This is a genomic window from Carboxylicivirga taeanensis, from assembly GCF_051851475.1.
Lineage (GTDB): Bacteria > Bacteroidota > Bacteroidia > Bacteroidales > Marinilabiliaceae > Carboxylicivirga > Carboxylicivirga taeanensis.
In genome coordinates, this window is the sequence record NZ_JBPUSJ010000001.1 from 273,884 (window position 1) to 289,661 (window position 15,778).

A 15,778-nucleotide genomic window follows, 5' to 3' on the forward strand; every position below is an offset into this window, starting at 1 on the left:
AAATAATTTATGCTTGATAATGAATAAAGACAAACACAAAATTTTGCGCCAGGCTGATGCTGTAGTCATATCGGACACCCACCTGGGCACCTTCGGATGCAAAGCTGAAGCAATTGTTACCTATCTGAACAGCATCTCCACACCCATCCTCATTTTAAATGGAGATATTATTGATATCTGGCAATTTTCGAAATCCTATTTTCCCACATCACATTTAAAAGTAATTCGTCAGATAATTAAAATGATGGAGAAAGGGACCCACGTTTATTACATTACGGGTAACCACGATGAACACCTGCGACGTCTGTCTGGCCTTAAACTTGGCAATTTGAGTATTGTTAACAAGCTCGAACTGGAATTGGACGGCAAAAAAACGTGGCTATTCCATGGAGACGTTTTTGACATGTTTATGCACCATTCGAAATGGCTGGCAAAACTTGGAGCAACAGGCTATGGCATTCTTACACTCATCAATCGAGCCACCAATGCTCTTCTGGCCTTATTAAATCTCAAGAAGATTTCCTTATCCCGCGATATTAAAAAGTCCATCAAGAAAGGTAAAAATACCCTCACCTCTTCCTTTGAACGAACCGTTGCCAATCTGGCCATTCAAAAAGGTTATGACTTTGCCATATGCGGTCACATCCATTGGCCCGAGAAAAAAACCATCAGCAATGAGCTCGGCAGCGTTTGCTACCTGAACTCTGGCGACTGGGTTGAAAACATGACCGCCCTCGAATATTACAATAGCGACTGGCACCTGCACTACTTTAACATGCCCAATGAGAATTCCAATGCATACAACAACAGCAATATTGTTAGCGACGATATGCTTGTGCCAAACCACAAAGTACTCTTCCAAACCATGGTCAGTGATATTATAAATAGCTAAGTATTATGAAGTTTTTATACGCTATACAGGGAACAGGAAATGGACATATATCCAGAGCTTTTGAGGTAATCGGACACATGAAAAAATACGGTGAAGTGGATATTTTAATTAGTGGCACACAGTGTGATATTAAGCTACCTTGGAAAGTTAAGTATCGCTTCCATGGACTCAGCTTTATCTTTGGTCAGCAAGGTGGAGTCGACCTTAAAAAAACACTGTTCCGGTTTCGCCCTTATCAACTCATAAAAGAAATATTGGCCCTTCCTGTTCATCGATACGATTTGGTTGTAAATGATTTTGAACCGGTGAGTGCCTGGGCCTGTAAACTGCGAAATATTAAATGCGTGGGCATGAGTCACCAAAGTGCAGTATTACATCCCAAAGCTCCACAGCCGCCAACGGTAGATATTATTGGGAAAGCCATATTAAAAAACTATGCGCCTGTATCAATTGCTCAGGGCTTTCATTTCCGAAGTATCGGCAACAGGGTGTCCACACCAATCATCCGGGATGATATCAGGTGGGCCAAGAATATCGACAACGGGCATTATACTGTTTATTTACCGTCCTACTCTGACGATAAGATAGTTCAAGCTCTTTCGCAATTCAAAAACACGAAGTGGCAGGTTTACTCAAAGCACACCAATGAAGCTTACAAAGTAGACCAAATCTCTATCCAACCCGTTAATAAAGACAAATTTACAAAGAGTCTGTTAAGCTGCAGGGGAGTGCTCTGCAACGCGGGCTTTGAAACGCCTGCCGAAGCTTTGTATCTTGGAAAAAAACTATGTGTTATCCCAATGAAAGGTCAATATGAGCAACACTGCAATGCGGCTTTTTTGGCAGATATGGGTGTGACCTGTTTGACCGGTTTATCAACGCAAACTGATAAAATTCAACATTGGATCAGTGCTGGTAAATCCATCCAGATTAACTACCCTGATAACCTGGCAGATGTAATTGAAGATTTAATCGTCAATCACACGGTTTCTGCCTATCCGCAATTAGCCATGTACTAGCCAAAGACTACAGGCAAAAGTATCCATCTCCTATACCTGACAGACTCTAAATGGTTAAAAGCAAAAACATTGCACCAGTGAACTACCGCCTTTCGAGGTTTTGGTAGAAATAGGTAAGTTGGGTCTTCTCATCCACAAAGGGACCTTCCTCCTGCACCAATGACCAATCCTCCTCCTTAATTGCTGGAAAAAAAACAGTTGCCTCATCAAAGGCATGTTTGATCACCGTTAAAAATAATTCCTGTGTAACAGGCAGAAAGCTTTTGTAAATTTCACCACCACCAATCACAAACACTTTCTCATCATTTTTACAAAGTGCCATGGCCTCCTCAATTGAGTGAACCACCTCGGCCCCATGAGCTGAATAACCTGGCTGACGACTAATCACCACATTACGTCGATTGGGCAAAGCACCTTTGGGCAAGGCTTCAAAAGTTTTCCGCCCCATAAGAATGGTATGCCCGGTTGTTAACGCTTTAAACCGCTTTAAGTCGGCTGAAATATAAGCCAGCTGGTCATCGCCTTTACCAATCCCATTGTTTTGGTCAATGGCAACAATCATGGAAAGTATCATCTTCTAGAATAATTTTTTCAGTGAATAACTTGCTTGCACCAATGCCATCAAACCGATATTGCACCTTTGATGTGCGGATGAGCATCATAATGAAGTAACTCAAAATCTTCATAAACAAACTCATCAATTGATTGACGCTCGGGATTGATACGCAGCTGCGGTAATGTCTTTGGCTCGCGTGTCAGTTGCAGCTTTACCTGTTCAATATGGTTCAGGTAAATATGTGCGTCACCAAGGGTATGAACAAAAGTACCAGGTTTCAATCCGCAAACCTGCGCCACCATCATGGTTAAAATGGCATATGAAGCAATATTAAACGGTACACCTAAAAAGATATCGGCACTGCGCTGATACAACTGACAGCTTAACTTTCCATCGGCCACATAAAACTGAAAAAGAATATGGCAGGGAGGCAGTTGCATATCATCAATGGCCGCCACATTCCAGGCGCTTACAATATGTCGTCTGGAATTAGGATTGGTCTTAATGCTCTCGATAACCTCTTTGATCTGATCGATGTGTCCACCTCTGTAATTGGGCCACGAGCGCCACTGATAGCCATAAACAGGCCCCAGCTCTCCGTCCTCTTTTGCCCATTCATTCCATATACGGACGCCATTATCCTGAAGGTACTTCACATTTGTGCTGCCCTTAAGGAACCAAAGCAACTCGTGTATAATTGATTTAAGGTGTAATTTTTTGGTTGTTAGCAGTGGAAACCCTTCACTCAAATCGAAACGCATCTGGTGACCAAACACACTAATGGTGCCAGTACCGGTGCGATCTTCCTTCTTATATCCTTCCTCTAAAACCCTGTCCAACAGGCTCAAATACTGCTTCATAATTTACTCGTTTTTTATTGGCTAAACGCACTAATCTTCAGTCCCTTAAGGAATATCTGCAATAAGCAACTAAAGACAGCCTCTCATTTACCAACCATTTTGAATGTAAAAATAGATAATTCGAGAGATAAGCCCTTAATCGGTGACCACTTATTTTAACTTCACGGGCTGCAACTCAAGCGTGGTGGCAATAGGGTAATGATCCGATAAATCAACTTTCATCCGCTGAAAGTCATAGGAGTTAAAGCGCTTATCATGAAAAATAAAATCAATCCGAAACGAGGGCAGTGGCCCATTGTACGTTCCCCCAAACCCATGTCCCGACTCCACAAAGGCATCCTTCAGGGTGCTTCCCATCATGCGGTAAACATAGGACACCGGAGTATCATTAAAATCGCCACACACAATGGGTGGATAAGGCGAATTATTGATAAAGCGTCCCAAGGTTTTCGACTGTATGGCTCTGTTCTCAAAAGCCTTACTTAGCTTGGTTCTGATGGCTTTGATGTTCTCGTTACGTTCCTCTTTATTCTGGTAATTGAGACTATCTAAAAAATTTAGCTGTCGCCGATCAAACTTAATGGATTCGAGATGATTATTAAACACACGAATACGGTGTTCATTGACCATGATATCCGAATAGATGCTAAAGTTATTTGACTGCTCAAACTTTAGACTGTACTTTTCAACAATGGGATACTTACTAAACGTAACCAGTCCGAAATTGCGTTTCCCTTTGCCACCCGACAGATACTCTATATGCCTATACCTAAACTGATTAAGTCGACGCAGAATATAGTGTTCTGAATAGGCCTTATTGGATGAAGAAGTGAAAAACTCCTGTAAACACAGCACATCGGGGTTCTCTTTTCGGATAAAATCAAATATTTTCTCATTGGTTTCTTCCCCAATCCACTGATAATAGTCGAACATGCGCACGTTAAAGCTCATCACCTTGAGCGGCATCTGCAGTTCTTGTCGCTCTTTTTGGGCACCTTGCCATTGGAAAGTATGCTGCCAATGGCCCCAGGAGATAAGAATAGCCATCAGGGGCAATAAAAACTGCCAACGTCTTTTAATCAACCAGAAAGCAAACAGGGCAAAATTGAGCAGCCACAGCATGGGAAATATATATCCCACTAAAGCCAATACAGACATATGCTCCGGACTAATATAAGCGGTTAGTACCGAAAACAACAATATACCCGAAGCAATCAGGCTGATAATTGTAACTACTGATTTGAAAAAACGTCGTAACAAAATGGCTTATTTACTGGCTTCAAACAATGTTTGCTTTTCTTGCTTGCTTAAACTATCGTATCCACTCTTTTTAATCTTGTCTAGTATCCGATCCACCTCTTTTTGCTGATCCACCTTGCGGCTGTTGTATTCTAAATCGCTCATTGGCCGCCTGTAGGTCACTTTAAGTTTCGACTTGGGCTTGAATAAAGTAGCGAGTCGGTCCATCAGGCGGTTAAAGCCCATCGTAACATCGCGCCCTTGCGAAATACTTCCCCCATAAAAGTAGCCAAAGACGGCTCCTCCAAGGTGGGTAAAATGTCCGCCGGAGTTAGATAAAGCAGGGATGCTGATTAAATCGAGCACCAAGGCAACTAAAGCCACATATTTGAGTTGTACAGCACCAAAAAACAGCAAGTAAATTTTATGATTAGGAGCATATCGGGCAATAGCAAATAGTATCGCCATTACAGAGCCTGAAGCTCCCATTAATATCGCACCAGAAACGTGCTGCTGAAACACGGGAATAAGGTTGTAACTGACCAAATAGAAGACTACTCCTGATAAACCTCCTAAGAAATAGACGCCTAATAGTTGGCGCGGATTCAGAAACTCCAGGAAGATCCGGCCAAACCAATACAGGTACAGCATGTTAAACAGGATATGGAGAAAGTCGTAATGGACAAACATATAGGTGATTAATGTCCATGGCTTAAACAATAAAACCTGTAAATCAGCTGGTACAGAGATCCACTTCAATAAAGGGTAAGCCTCCATGCTTGCTGAACCTGAGGAGAAACTGAAAAATATCTGCAGGAGGCGAATGAGAACGAATGCCCCAATATTAATGTAAATTAATTTGGTGAGCGCCCCTCCCTGCCGGTACGATTGTTTTATTTCGTCAACTATACCCATTGTTTACAAGTTAAGTCAGATTCCTTTTTTATCCCAATATTTAATTAAAATAAAGCCAAAAATCATTCCTCCCAAATGCGCCCAGTGAGCCACATTATCAAACGAAAAGTTAGCAACCCCCATAAATAATTCGGCCACACCATAAATAATTACAAAGTATTTGGCTTTAATGGGAATTGGAGGAAATAGCAACATCAACTCTGTATTTGGGAACAGCATACCAAAGGCCAGCAAAATACCAAAAACAGCACCCGAAGCTCCAACCATGGAACTATTTAGCACCATATTAAATTTTGCCATATCAGGGTTGGTAAAGTTTTTCCACTCCCGCAAAGCTTGAGCACCTTGTTCAAAAACAATGGCTATCTGCTCATCTGTAAGCACAGAGATAGCATTACTGTAGTCGATATATTTGAAGCCTAACTGAATAACTGCCGCCCCAACACCGGTGATGATGTAGTAGAGAATGAATTTTTTGGGTCCCCAGTAAACCTCCAACACTCGTCCGAACATAAATAAAGCAAACATGTTAAAAAACAAATGCATAAAATCAGCATGCATAAACATGTAGGTACCAAACTGTGCCGGATGAAAGTTCTCCGATAGCGGAAAATACAGACCCAGGAAGTGGTTCAAATCAATGCCAAAAGTATTGCGTAACACCCAGGCTGCCAATAAAAACAGCGCATTAATAATTAACAGGTTTTTAGTTACCGGCGGCAATCCGGCAAAAGGTGATGGACGATAGTTCATCTGCTTTATTTTATAAGTTATCAGGCACTGTGTTACAACATCAGTGCCAATCGCATTCTTCCATTAAATTAACGCAAAAGGAGCATTAATTGTTAAATCCCCTTACTTCATTCTGCCAATCTGACACTACATAAAGCGCTTTTGCATCTCTTCCATGTCCATTATCGAAATAATGGTTTTACCCGATGGTGAAAAATTAGGGACCATACAGGCAAAAAGCTGATCAAATAGCTCTCCCATTTCAGGTGGTGACAACACTTTACCATACTGAATAGCACCACGCTGAGCCATCGATGTGGCCACCTGTTCGGTCACTTCCTTTTGCAAGTCAACCTCTCCATCTCTAAAATCGGTTAAAATACCATCAATCAACTGAGAGGCGGATACATTCTCCAAGCCAGCGGGGGTTGAAAGCACCCTGAAACACCCATCGTTCACTTGCTCCAACTCCAGGCCAAGGGTCATTAAATCGGGTTGTAACTCACTCACCATCCCCATTTCTTCGGGACCAAAATGCAGCTCTTCTGGAAACAGGCATTTCTGAGATAAGGAAGCGCCTCTTTGCAGCGTGCGAACAAATCCTTCGAAAATAATACGTTCGTGGGCCCGTTTTTGATCGATGATCATCAGCCCCGACTTGACAGAAGTGAGTATATAGCGATTTTTTAACTGAAAAAAACGATGTGAGCCACTTGTTTCCTCACTGGCTCCTCCCGACAAAAAGGTTTGCTGCACAGGCTCCTGATTAGTGGTATCAGCGGCCTGCTCTTGCTTTGCCATTTCGGTATTAGCTAACTCAGAAAAATCTGGTAAGCCATTCCCTTCGTTTTCACTATACAGATTTTCCCAACCTTGTGCCGAAACCTTTGAGCTAAAGGTGGCTGTTCCGCCAGTGCCATAGCCCGAACCCGTATTACGCTTTTCTTCTTCAAAGGGGTTATAAAAAGGATTGATCTCCACGGTTGGCTCCACCAGTTCGCCACTCTTTTGAGATACTGGTATTTGAATCTGATCGGTGGTGTCAAAATCGATGGAAGGCATCATGTTGTACTTACCAAGGCTCTCGCGTATAGCTGCATTAAGAATCTGCCAGAAAGCACGCTCATCCTCAAACTTGATCTCTGTTTTGGTTGGATGAATATTGACATCAATAATTTGCGGATCGACTTCAAGAAAAATAAAGTAGGCGGGCACCGTTTCGGGATGTAAAATATTATCATACGCATCCATTACTGATCGATGGAGATAAGGATGCTTCATAAAGCGGTTATTCACAAAGAAGAACTGGTCGCCCATGGTTTTTTTGGCCGATTCGGGCTTACCTATGAACCCGGAAATTTTGACCATCACCGTGTCGGTATCAATCGGAATCAGGTTACTGCCCATCTGCTTACCATTCATGCTTACAATGCGCTGCTTGATATTGCCAGCCGGCAACTTAAACATGGGCACATCGTTATGAACCAGCGTAACAGCTACCTGAGGATTGGCTAGTGCAACCCGCTGAAACTCATTGATAATATGGCGCAGTTCGGTGGACGTTTTTTTGAGAAAACGCCGGCGAGCGGGTACATTGAAAAATAAGTTTTTGATGCTAAACTGACTCCCTACAGGACACTGAACAGGCTCTTGCGACTCGACTTCTGAACCCGAAATAGCAATTTGCACGCCCAGGTCATCTTCTTCGCGTCTTGTTTTAAGCTCAACCTGAGCAACCGCAGCTATGGATGCCAATGCTTCTCCCCGAAACCCCATCGTTTGCAAAGCAAATAAATCATTCGCCTCTCTGATTTTTGATGTTGCATGGCGTTCAAAAGCCATCCGTGCATCCGTTTCGTTCATTCCGCACCCGTTGTCGATAACCTGTATCAGGCTTTTTCCTGCATCTTTGGTTATGACTTGTATGTTAGTAGCGCCTGCATCAATCGCATTCTCCATTAACTCTTTAATGACCGACGCAGGTCTCTGTATTACCTCTCCGGCCGCTATCTGGTTAGCCACCGAGTCTGGCAATAACTGTATTACATTCGACATGTGTTATCTATCTCTTTTATTTTTATTATTCCAACCTCCATCCTCACCAAGAGTGCTGGCACCACAATTAACATTCTTTTTCTTTTCGGGCAATAAAATCCTTCAATTCCCCTGGGTCTACTCTATTTGGTAAAAAAAGTTTCCATCCACGCCATGCCTTCCTGAATCAGGTAAATTCCCAAAACCATCAGAATAATCAGAATAATTACCAAACGTAGATTCGAACGTCGCTTCTCACTTCTGGCAACTTCGTAATGCGATTTCAGGCGCCGCCGCATGCCTCCTTTTATTCGGCCGGCATATCCGGTTTCCTTTTCGTCATCTGTCAGAAGCCCCAGTTCTTCTTTAATTCGGCGCTCTCTCTCCTCTCGCTTTTCCTTCTGCTCATCGTAATAAATAGGGTCGTGCTGAAACACCCGATGACGCGCCAATTTTGAAAATGTAAATTTCATCTTTCATGATTTTATGCCTCATGAACCAATTCCTATAAGGGCCATCCTTCAACATGCCCGGCAACAAGAAATTGTGCCATGATAGCTGTGCAACAAATAACTGCTTGCATCCGCACCTATGCAAAGATAACAAGTAATCGTTAATAATAAGAAACAGCCTGATTCAAGCAGATAATTTAACGACATAAACAGCTTATTGCTTGTCTGATACTATTTACCAACAGTAGTTGTGAACATTTTATTAATAACTTTCCTACTCCAAAGGTTCTCCGCAGCGCTTGCAGTAGGCCGCATCAGCATCATGTCCTTCTTCTGAGCAGGCTTTACATGCGCGAACGCTCCCCTGACGCCGGTTCTCCCTGACTAATTCACTGGTAACAATACCCGTTGGAACCGCAATAATGGCATAACCCGTTATCATGATGAACCCTGCTAAGAATTTACCAAAAACGGTTACTGGTGCAATATCACCATACCCAACCGTGGTCAGTGTAACAATTGCCCAGTAAACACTCTGTGGGATACTTTTAAAACCCTCATTAAAGGGATTTTCAACAATATACATCACAGTTCCCATAATGGTAACCAGAATAAGCACCACAAACAGAAAAACGCTTATTTTGTTACGCGAGAGCACCAGGGCCGACCATAAGGCAGTGGCTTCTTTCACGTAGCGCGTCAGCTTCAAGACTCTGAATACACGCACCAGCCTCAATGCTCTTACTACAATCAGCATTTGGGTTCCACCAATAATTAACCCCAGATAAGTTGGTAAAATGGCCAACAGATCGATAATTCCAAAAAAGGAAAAGATATATTTCCGTGGTCTGTCAGCAATTACAATACGCAAAAGGTATTCCATTGTAAACAAAGCTGTAAGGCACCACTCCATTATCACCATGGCCCTGTTTATGCGCGGTGATAATGTATCGTCACTCTCAATCATTACTACCCCAATACTCAGCAGGATCAAGCCAATCAAAATAATGTCAAACAGTTTCCCTGAAGGAGTGTCGGCCTCAAAAATGATTTGATACAAACGGTGCTTAAGTGATTTCATGTATTTGCAATTTTGAAAGGCTATCGTTCCTCATCTATCGCTTGTACCGGCATTCAACTCCCGCAAGCTAAACTGGTCCTGCGACTCACATTCGAACCATTGCCCGTAAGCGAACTTTATACCGGTGAATATATGCTTTCTCAAAGATATAAAGCCTTTGAGCTAAAAAAAATTTTAAGTTTAGAAAAGCCATTGTACTTTTACAGAGCAAACAATAGCACATGACAAGAGAAGATATCATCAAGGAATTTAATGAAGCACAAGCTGTTCTTAACCGCTTCATGGAAGACGATAGCAACTGGGACAAAATGGTAGCTGCCGGCGAGCTGATGGCCAGCACCATAAAAAACGGCGGTAAAGTGCTATCGTGTGGTAATGGGGGCTCAATGAGTGATGCCATGCACTTTGCCGAAGAGCTCACTGGCCGTTTTCGTAATAATCGCAAGGGGATGGCTGCGGTAGCCATTGCCGACCCAACTCACATAACTTGCGTTGGTAACGACTATGGCTTTGATTATATTTTCTCGCGCTATGTGGAGGCAGTTGGACAAAAAGGCGATGTTCTACTGGCCATTAGCACCAGTGGCAATTCTGTTAACGTGCTCAATGCCGCCAATGAAGCCAAACAAAAAGGAATGAAAGTGGTTGCTTTAACCGGCAAATCGGGCGGCTCACTGGCCGAAGTTGCTGATATTGAACTACGCGCACCACACATGGGTTACTCCGATCGCATTCAGGAGATACATATTAAAATTATTCACGTCCTTATTCAGTACATTGAAGCCCGTGTTATCGGCCACCAGTAAACGTTGCCATTAAGCCGTTGACTAAGCCGGATCCACATCAATCTGAAACGTGACATAACGAAAAGCCGGCTGTGCCTGCAGTGAAAATATAGCTTCGCGCATCAGGTGCTTTACTTTGGTGGGGGAAGCTTTCTTTTCCATCTTAATCATGATCTTTTTAATGTAAAGATTCTGAATCCGGTTAACCACAGGCGCCTGTGGCCCCAACACCCTATTTCCAAACATAACACGCAGTTGCTCAGTCAACAGGTGTGCTGCCTTATTGGTTAAGGGCTGTTCTTTATGCTTGATGGTGATGTTGATAAGCCTGTAAAATGGCGGATATTTAAACATCTGCCGTTCCTCGAGCTGCCCATTATAGTGATTAATAAAATTATGGTTGATTACATCCATTATAACCGGATGCTTGGGGTTTGAGGTTTGCAGGACGACCAATCCCTGTTTGTTTTTTCGTCCGGCCCGACCGCTTACTTGTGTCATAAGTTGATAACTGCGCTCAAATGCTCTGAAGTCGGGATAATTAAGCATGTTGTCGGCATTCAGGATGCCCACCACGCTCACATTATCAAAATCGAGCCCTTTGGAAATCATTTGGGTACCAATCAGAATATGCACTTCTCCGTTCTCAAACTTTTTAATCAGCTTATCGTAGCCCGCTTTACTGCGCGTCGTATCCAAATCCATTCGTCCCACTTTATAGTCGGGATACAGCAGGCTCATCTCCTCTTCAATCTTTTCGGTTCCAAAGCCACGGGTTTCGATAGCCGGGCTGTGACAAGCCGGACAAACCGTGGGCAGCTGCATGGTGTGGTTACAGTAATGACACACCAGCTGATTGAGGTGCTTATGGTAAGTCATGGACACATCGCAATTGACACATTTAGCGACAAACGCACACTGGCCACACTCAATGAACGGACTAAACCCTCTACGGTTCTGAAACAAAATAACTTGCTCGCCTCTTTGCAAAGCTTCATCCATTTTTTCGAGCAGCAGAGGGGTAAAATGAGAATTCATCTGCTTCTTGCGCCGGGCCTCTCGCACATCAACCGCCATTATCTCAGGCATCTTAATCCCTTCGAAACGTTGCAGTAATTCAACCAGTGCATACTTGCCCTGCTGCGCATTAAAATAGGATTCAATGGATGGCGTGGCCGTTCCCAGCAAGGTTTTAGCTCCAAACAGACTGGCCAAAACAATGGCAGCATCCCGGGCATGATAGCGCGGTGCCGGATCGAACTGTTTATAAGTATTTTCGTGCTCCTCATCTACAATAATCAGTCCCAGGTTGGAGAAAGGCAGAAATACCGATGATCGCACCCCCACAATGAGCTGGTAATTTTTCTGCTGCAGCAGATTGTTCCACACCTCTACCCGCTCGGCATCGGCGAATTTACTATGGTAGATGCCCATTTTATTGCCAAAATGCTTATGCAGGCGCGATGTAATTTGGGTCGTCAGGGCAATTTCGGGCAGTAAGTAAAGTACCTGTTTGCCTTGTTGCAACTGCTCTTCAATCAGGTGAATATATATTTCTGTCTTCCCCCCGGAAGTCACGCCATGCAGCAGTGTCACATCGTGCGTGTCAAAGCCTGCTTTAACCTCATCATAAGCTGTTTGCTGCACCTCACTCAAGGCATTAGCATCGCGCGTTTGCTTTTCATCCAAATCGAGCCGGTCAATCACCCGTTCCTGTTCCAGAAGGATTTCCTTGGCACATAACTCCCGAAGCGCCCCTTGCCCGGCACCTGCTTTTTCGAGCAGCTTAGATTTAACCACCGACTGATTGGTGATAGCTCCGGTTAATCCTCCTGCCAGGGCCATAAAGGTCATGAGCAATTCCTGCTGCTTTGGCGCCCGCGACAATTTATCAAACACCTGCTGTAAGGCTTCTTCCGACTGGCAATTAGGGTGAAGCAAGATTGTCTTTTCTATTTTGGCTTTGTAGCTTTCCTTCAGGTGTTCATTTACAAACACTGCATTGTACTCCAGCAAACGCTTAACAACGGGAAGACTGTTTTTCAGGCCGCTCAGCTGGTTCACCTCACTGATGGTGCAAAACTTCTTAGCAGCAATCACGTCCAATACCTGGTTTTCTCTATCGCTTAAGGGCGCATCGGCCACAAACTCGCTATTATAGATAATACGCGTCTCGCTCTCCATTTTTAAACCGGATGGCAATGCTGCCTTATACACTTCGCCCAGTGTACATTGGTAGTAGTTGGCAATCCAGTCCCAAAACTTCAGCTGATAAGCATTAACAACCGGCTTATCGTCGAGCACCGAGGCAATTTCCTTTGTTTCGTACTCCTCCGGACGGCTAGTGTGTAAACGGTAAACAATGCCCGAATACATCTTCTTTTTTCCAAATGGCACGGCAACCCGCATTCCTACAGCAATCAGGTGCAGCAGGTCGGCAGGCACCTCGTAGGTAAACAGACGCGGTAAAGGCACCGGCAAAATGATATCGGCAAAATGGGGTTTAATACTCATTCCTGAACTTTGAACCCGTAAAGATAAATATTAGTTGAAGAGAAATCATAAGCATTGATAATTTATCAGCTATGCACTTACTTGCTATCTTAGTACCCTAATACAGAAACAGCATGCGGATCAGTACCCTTATAGACAACAGGCAGAATCAAAAACAGTTGAAATGCGAGCACGGTCTCTCGTTTTTGCTGCAAACCCATCGGTACAACATCCTGTTTGATACAGGCCAGTCAGATAACTTTCTCGCCAATGCACGTGCCATGGACATTGACCTTCGAACGGTTGACTATGTTGTACTCAGCCATGGCCACTATGATCATACCGGTGGCTTACCCGCATTTCTTGAGCTCAATAGTAAAGCCCGCATTATCGTTCATAAGATGGCTTTTAAGGAACGCTTTTCGCAATCGTCAAAGATGACAAAAGCCAATGGAATTGGCTGGAGCAACAAATCAGATCACTGTTCAGAGCGTTTCATTCTGCTTGACAAAGACATGGAATTGAGCGATGGCACACGAATTTTATGCCAGGTAAGGGCCTTGAAAAATTTCGAGGTGGTTAATGAACGACTGGTGGTCAAAGAGGGAGACAAGTATGTTCCCGACACATTTGAAGACGAGCTGATACTAGTGGCCCAAAACAAACAAAAAGTTGTTGTTTTGTGCGGCTGCGCCCATACGGGTATTGTCAATATTCTCCATACCATTAAAAATCGTCTGCACCACAATTCGTTTAGCTGCATTGCCGGCGGCTTGCATTTGAATGGAAGCAGCCCTGGCGACATTAGCCATGTTATTCAGGGCCTGGCACCCTTTCGGGTGGATAAATGGCTACTGAACCACTGCACGGGCAATGAAGCGTTTGACCACTTTACGAAGGCCTTTCCCGGTGTGGTAACTTATGCTGGCAGTGGCTATTCTATCTCCATATAACAAAGCTCTTTGTTTGCGAAAAATAATCACAGGAGCCAAAAAGTTCATACACAAGCTATCTACTGTTAAGTATATTTTACTAACTTACATCTAAATATTTTAACCATGCTTGTAAAAACCTTTGGCTCAGCCGTAAGTGGCATCGATGCCTTCACCATTACCATTGAAGTCAATATCTCCCAAGGCATCCGTTTCTTCCTGGTTGGATTGCCCGACAATGCCGTCAAAGAGAGTCAGCAACGAATCGACTCAGCCTTGAAAGTAAGCGGCTATAAATGGCCCGGTCATAAAATCGTTATCAACATGGCACCAGCCGATATACGCAAAGAAGGGGCAGCTTACGATTTACCGCTGGCAATTGGCATACTGGCGGCTTCCTCCCAAATAGTCAATCATAAGCTGGGTGATTACCTGATGATGGGCGAGCTATCGCTTGATGGCAGTTTACAAGCCATCAAAGGCGTTCTGCCAATGGCCATTCGCGCCAAAGAAGAAGGTTTTAAAGGCTGCATTCTTCCCCTGGAAAATGCCCGGGAAGCAGCAGTGGTAAATGGCATTGATATTTATGGCTTTGAAAATATCATGCAGGTGATCCGGTTTCTGGAGGATGACTCAAGCGCCGAAGCGGTAAAGGTAGATACCGCAAAAGAATTTGAGAAAGGCACACAGGTGGTTGATTTCGATTTTTCCGATGTAAAAGGGCAGGAGAGTGTGAAGCGCTCGCTGGAAATAGCCGCTGCGGGTGGCCATAACCTCATTATGATTGGGCCACCGGGGGCTGGTAAATCCATGCTGGCAAAACGTCTGGCCAGCATTTTGCCCCCCTTAACACTGGACGAAGCCCTGGAAACGACCAAAATTCACTCGGTAGCCGGCAAAACCAGCAGTGGCCCCGCTCTGATAACACAACGGCCGTTCAGAGCACCCCACCACACCATCAGTGATGTGGCTTTAGTGGGCGGCGGCTCTTTTCCGCAGCCCGGTGAGATTTCGCTCTCTCACAATGGCGTGCTGTTTCTGGATGAGCTGCCCGAATTTAAACGAACGGTATTAGAGGTGATGCGTCAACCACTGGAAGACCGACGTATCAGCATCTCACGGGCCCGCTTTACCATCGATTACCCGGCCAGTTTTATGCTGGTGTCATCCATGAACCCCTGCCCATGTGGGTATTTTAATCATCCTGAAAAGAAATGCGTTTGTAGCCCGGGCGTGGTACAAAAATACCTGAGTAAAATATCGGGGCCCTTGCTCGACCGCATTGATCTGCACATTGAGGTGGTGCCCGTGCCTTTTAATAAGCTGGCTGAAGCCGCACCGGCAGAAAACAGTATAGCTGTGCGTGAGCGGGTAATCAAAGCACGCAAAGTACAGTCGGAACGTTTTAAAGACCACGAAAAGGTGCATTGCAATGCCCAAATGAGCAGTCGCCAACTGGCCCGCTATGCCACACCCGATGAGGCTGGCATGCACATCTTGAAAACAGCTATGGAAAAGCTCGATTTATCGGCCCGGGCCTACGACCGAATTCTCAAAGTGGCGCGCACCATTGCCGATTTGGAAGACAGCGCGGGTGTACGGGCCCACCATATAGCCGAAGCCGTACAGTACCGCAGTCTGGACCGCTCGGGATGGGGCGCCTGACCGGATCATTAATATCAATCCGGATAAAATCGAGCAAGCATATTTTTAGACTATGAAAAAATTATTCGATAAAAGAATTATCACAAATTGAATTTAAACTGCTATCGGATTATACTATAAGGC

The 15,778-nt window shown here is 44.2% G+C and carries 14 protein-coding genes; 5 read left to right on the forward strand and 9 right to left on the reverse strand.

Annotated features, from left to right (window positions below; translation table 11 throughout):
- Positions 1–19 precede the first annotated feature (19 nt).
- Both ACSX1H_RS01270 and ACSX1H_RS01275 read left to right on the forward strand, forming a co-directional pair.
- Positions 20–892, forward strand: coding sequence for a UDP-2,3-diacylglucosamine diphosphatase (locus tag ACSX1H_RS01270; protein ID WP_439181714.1), 873 nt, complete (start codon positions 20–22; stop codon positions 890–892).
- 5 nt (positions 893–897) lie between these two features.
- Positions 898–1,911 carry a glycosyltransferase family protein gene (locus tag ACSX1H_RS01275; protein WP_439181715.1) on the forward strand — a complete coding sequence of 338 codons (1,014 nt, stop codon included), beginning with the start codon at positions 898–900 and terminating at the stop codon, positions 1,909–1,911.
- Positions 1,912–1,993: 82 nt separating this feature from the next.
- Here ACSX1H_RS01275 and ACSX1H_RS01280 read toward each other — a convergent pair whose 3' ends face one another.
- The 8 genes from ACSX1H_RS01280 to ACSX1H_RS01315 form a co-directional block, all read right to left on the reverse strand.
- Positions 1,994–2,485: a dihydrofolate reductase gene (locus ACSX1H_RS01280; RefSeq protein WP_439181716.1), complete on the reverse strand. Its 492-nt coding sequence runs from the start codon at positions 2,483–2,485 to the stop codon at positions 1,994–1,996.
- A 47-nt stretch (positions 2,486–2,532) separates the two neighbouring features.
- The gene (locus ACSX1H_RS01285) at positions 2,533–3,327 is read right to left on the reverse strand and encodes a thymidylate synthase (RefSeq protein ID WP_439181717.1); all 795 of its coding nucleotides are present in this window, start codon (positions 3,325–3,327) and stop codon (positions 2,533–2,535) included.
- Between the two features lie 150 nt (positions 3,328–3,477).
- Positions 3,478–4,587 carry an endonuclease/exonuclease/phosphatase family protein gene (locus ACSX1H_RS01290; RefSeq protein ID WP_439181718.1) on the reverse strand — a complete coding sequence of 370 codons (1,110 nt, stop codon included), beginning with the start codon at positions 4,585–4,587 and terminating at the stop codon, positions 3,478–3,480.
- A 6-nt stretch (positions 4,588–4,593) separates the two neighbouring features.
- Entirely contained in the window at positions 4,594–5,481 is an 888-nt protein-coding gene (locus tag ACSX1H_RS01295; protein ID WP_439181719.1) for a rhomboid family intramembrane serine protease, read from the reverse strand.
- Positions 5,482–5,496: 15 nt separating this feature from the next.
- The gene (locus ACSX1H_RS01300) at positions 5,497–6,234 is read right to left on the reverse strand and encodes a rhomboid family intramembrane serine protease (RefSeq protein ID WP_439181720.1); all 738 of its coding nucleotides are present in this window, start codon (positions 6,232–6,234) and stop codon (positions 5,497–5,499) included.
- A gap of 126 nt (positions 6,235–6,360) precedes the next feature.
- Positions 6,361–8,268 (reverse strand): DNA mismatch repair endonuclease MutL, encoded by a 1,908-nt coding sequence (mutL, locus tag ACSX1H_RS01305; RefSeq protein WP_439181721.1) that lies wholly within the window; start codon positions 8,266–8,268, stop codon positions 6,361–6,363.
- Positions 8,269–8,390: 122 nt separating this feature from the next.
- Entirely contained in the window at positions 8,391–8,720 is a 330-nt protein-coding gene (locus tag ACSX1H_RS01310; RefSeq protein WP_439181722.1) for a hypothetical protein, read from the reverse strand.
- A 253-nt stretch (positions 8,721–8,973) separates the two neighbouring features.
- A complete protein-coding gene (locus tag ACSX1H_RS01315) occupies positions 8,974–9,780 on the reverse strand; it encodes an ion transporter (protein ID WP_439181723.1) in 807 nt (268 codons plus the stop codon).
- A gap of 221 nt (positions 9,781–10,001) precedes the next feature.
- Between ACSX1H_RS01315 and lpcA the strand changes: the two genes are divergently transcribed.
- Entirely contained in the window at positions 10,002–10,586 is a 585-nt protein-coding gene (gene lpcA / locus ACSX1H_RS01320; RefSeq protein ID WP_439181724.1) for a D-sedoheptulose 7-phosphate isomerase, read from the forward strand.
- Between the two features lie 21 nt (positions 10,587–10,607).
- Here lpcA and priA read toward each other — a convergent pair whose 3' ends face one another.
- Entirely contained in the window at positions 10,608–13,079 is a 2,472-nt protein-coding gene (gene priA, locus ACSX1H_RS01325; RefSeq protein WP_439181725.1) for a replication restart helicase PriA, read from the reverse strand.
- 113 nt (positions 13,080–13,192) lie between these two features.
- On the opposite strand from priA, the gene ACSX1H_RS01330 reads away from it, so the two are divergent.
- Together ACSX1H_RS01330 and ACSX1H_RS01335 are read left to right on the forward strand one after the other, a co-directional pair.
- The gene (locus ACSX1H_RS01330; RefSeq protein WP_439181726.1) at positions 13,193–14,011 is read left to right on the forward strand and encodes an MBL fold metallo-hydrolase; all 819 of its coding nucleotides are present in this window, start codon (positions 13,193–13,195) and stop codon (positions 14,009–14,011) included.
- A 105-nt stretch (positions 14,012–14,116) separates the two neighbouring features.
- Positions 14,117–15,655 (forward strand): YifB family Mg chelatase-like AAA ATPase, encoded by a 1,539-nt coding sequence (locus ACSX1H_RS01335; RefSeq protein ID WP_439181727.1) that lies wholly within the window; start codon positions 14,117–14,119, stop codon positions 15,653–15,655.
- Positions 15,656–15,778 lie beyond the last annotated feature (123 nt).

Bases quoted from the DNA above. Each gene is read 5' to 3' on its own strand.
- ACSX1H_RS01270 (WP_439181714.1), top strand. From the start codon at position 20: ATGAATAAAGACAAACACAAAATTTTGCGCCAGGCTGATGCTGTAGTC.
- ACSX1H_RS01275 (WP_439181715.1), top strand. From the start codon at position 898: ATGAAGTTTTTATACGCTATACAGGGAACAGGAAATGGACATATATCC.
- ACSX1H_RS01280 (WP_439181716.1), bottom strand. From the start codon at position 2,485: ATGATACTTTCCATGATTGTTGCCATTGACCAAAACAATGGGATTGGT.
- ACSX1H_RS01285 (WP_439181717.1), bottom strand. From the start codon at position 3,327: ATGAAGCAGTATTTGAGCCTGTTGGACAGGGTTTTAGAGGAAGGATAT.
- ACSX1H_RS01295 (WP_439181719.1), bottom strand. From the start codon at position 5,481: ATGGGTATAGTTGACGAAATAAAACAATCGTACCGGCAGGGAGGGGCG.
- ACSX1H_RS01300 (WP_439181720.1), bottom strand. From the start codon at position 6,234: ATGAACTATCGTCCATCACCTTTTGCCGGATTGCCGCCGGTAACTAAA.
- mutL (WP_439181721.1), bottom strand. From the start codon at position 8,268: ATGTCGAATGTAATACAGTTATTGCCAGACTCGGTGGCTAACCAGATA.
- ACSX1H_RS01310 (WP_439181722.1), bottom strand. From the start codon at position 8,720: ATGAAATTTACATTTTCAAAATTGGCGCGTCATCGGGTGTTTCAGCAC.
- ACSX1H_RS01315 (WP_439181723.1), bottom strand. From the start codon at position 9,780: ATGAAATCACTTAAGCACCGTTTGTATCAAATCATTTTTGAGGCCGAC.
- lpcA (WP_439181724.1), top strand. From the start codon at position 10,002: ATGACAAGAGAAGATATCATCAAGGAATTTAATGAAGCACAAGCTGTT.
- priA (WP_439181725.1), bottom strand. From the start codon at position 13,079: ATGAGTATTAAACCCCATTTTGCCGATATCATTTTGCCGGTGCCTTTA.
- ACSX1H_RS01330 (WP_439181726.1), top strand. From the start codon at position 13,193: ATGCGGATCAGTACCCTTATAGACAACAGGCAGAATCAAAAACAGTTG.
- ACSX1H_RS01335 (WP_439181727.1), top strand. From the start codon at position 14,117: ATGCTTGTAAAAACCTTTGGCTCAGCCGTAAGTGGCATCGATGCCTTC.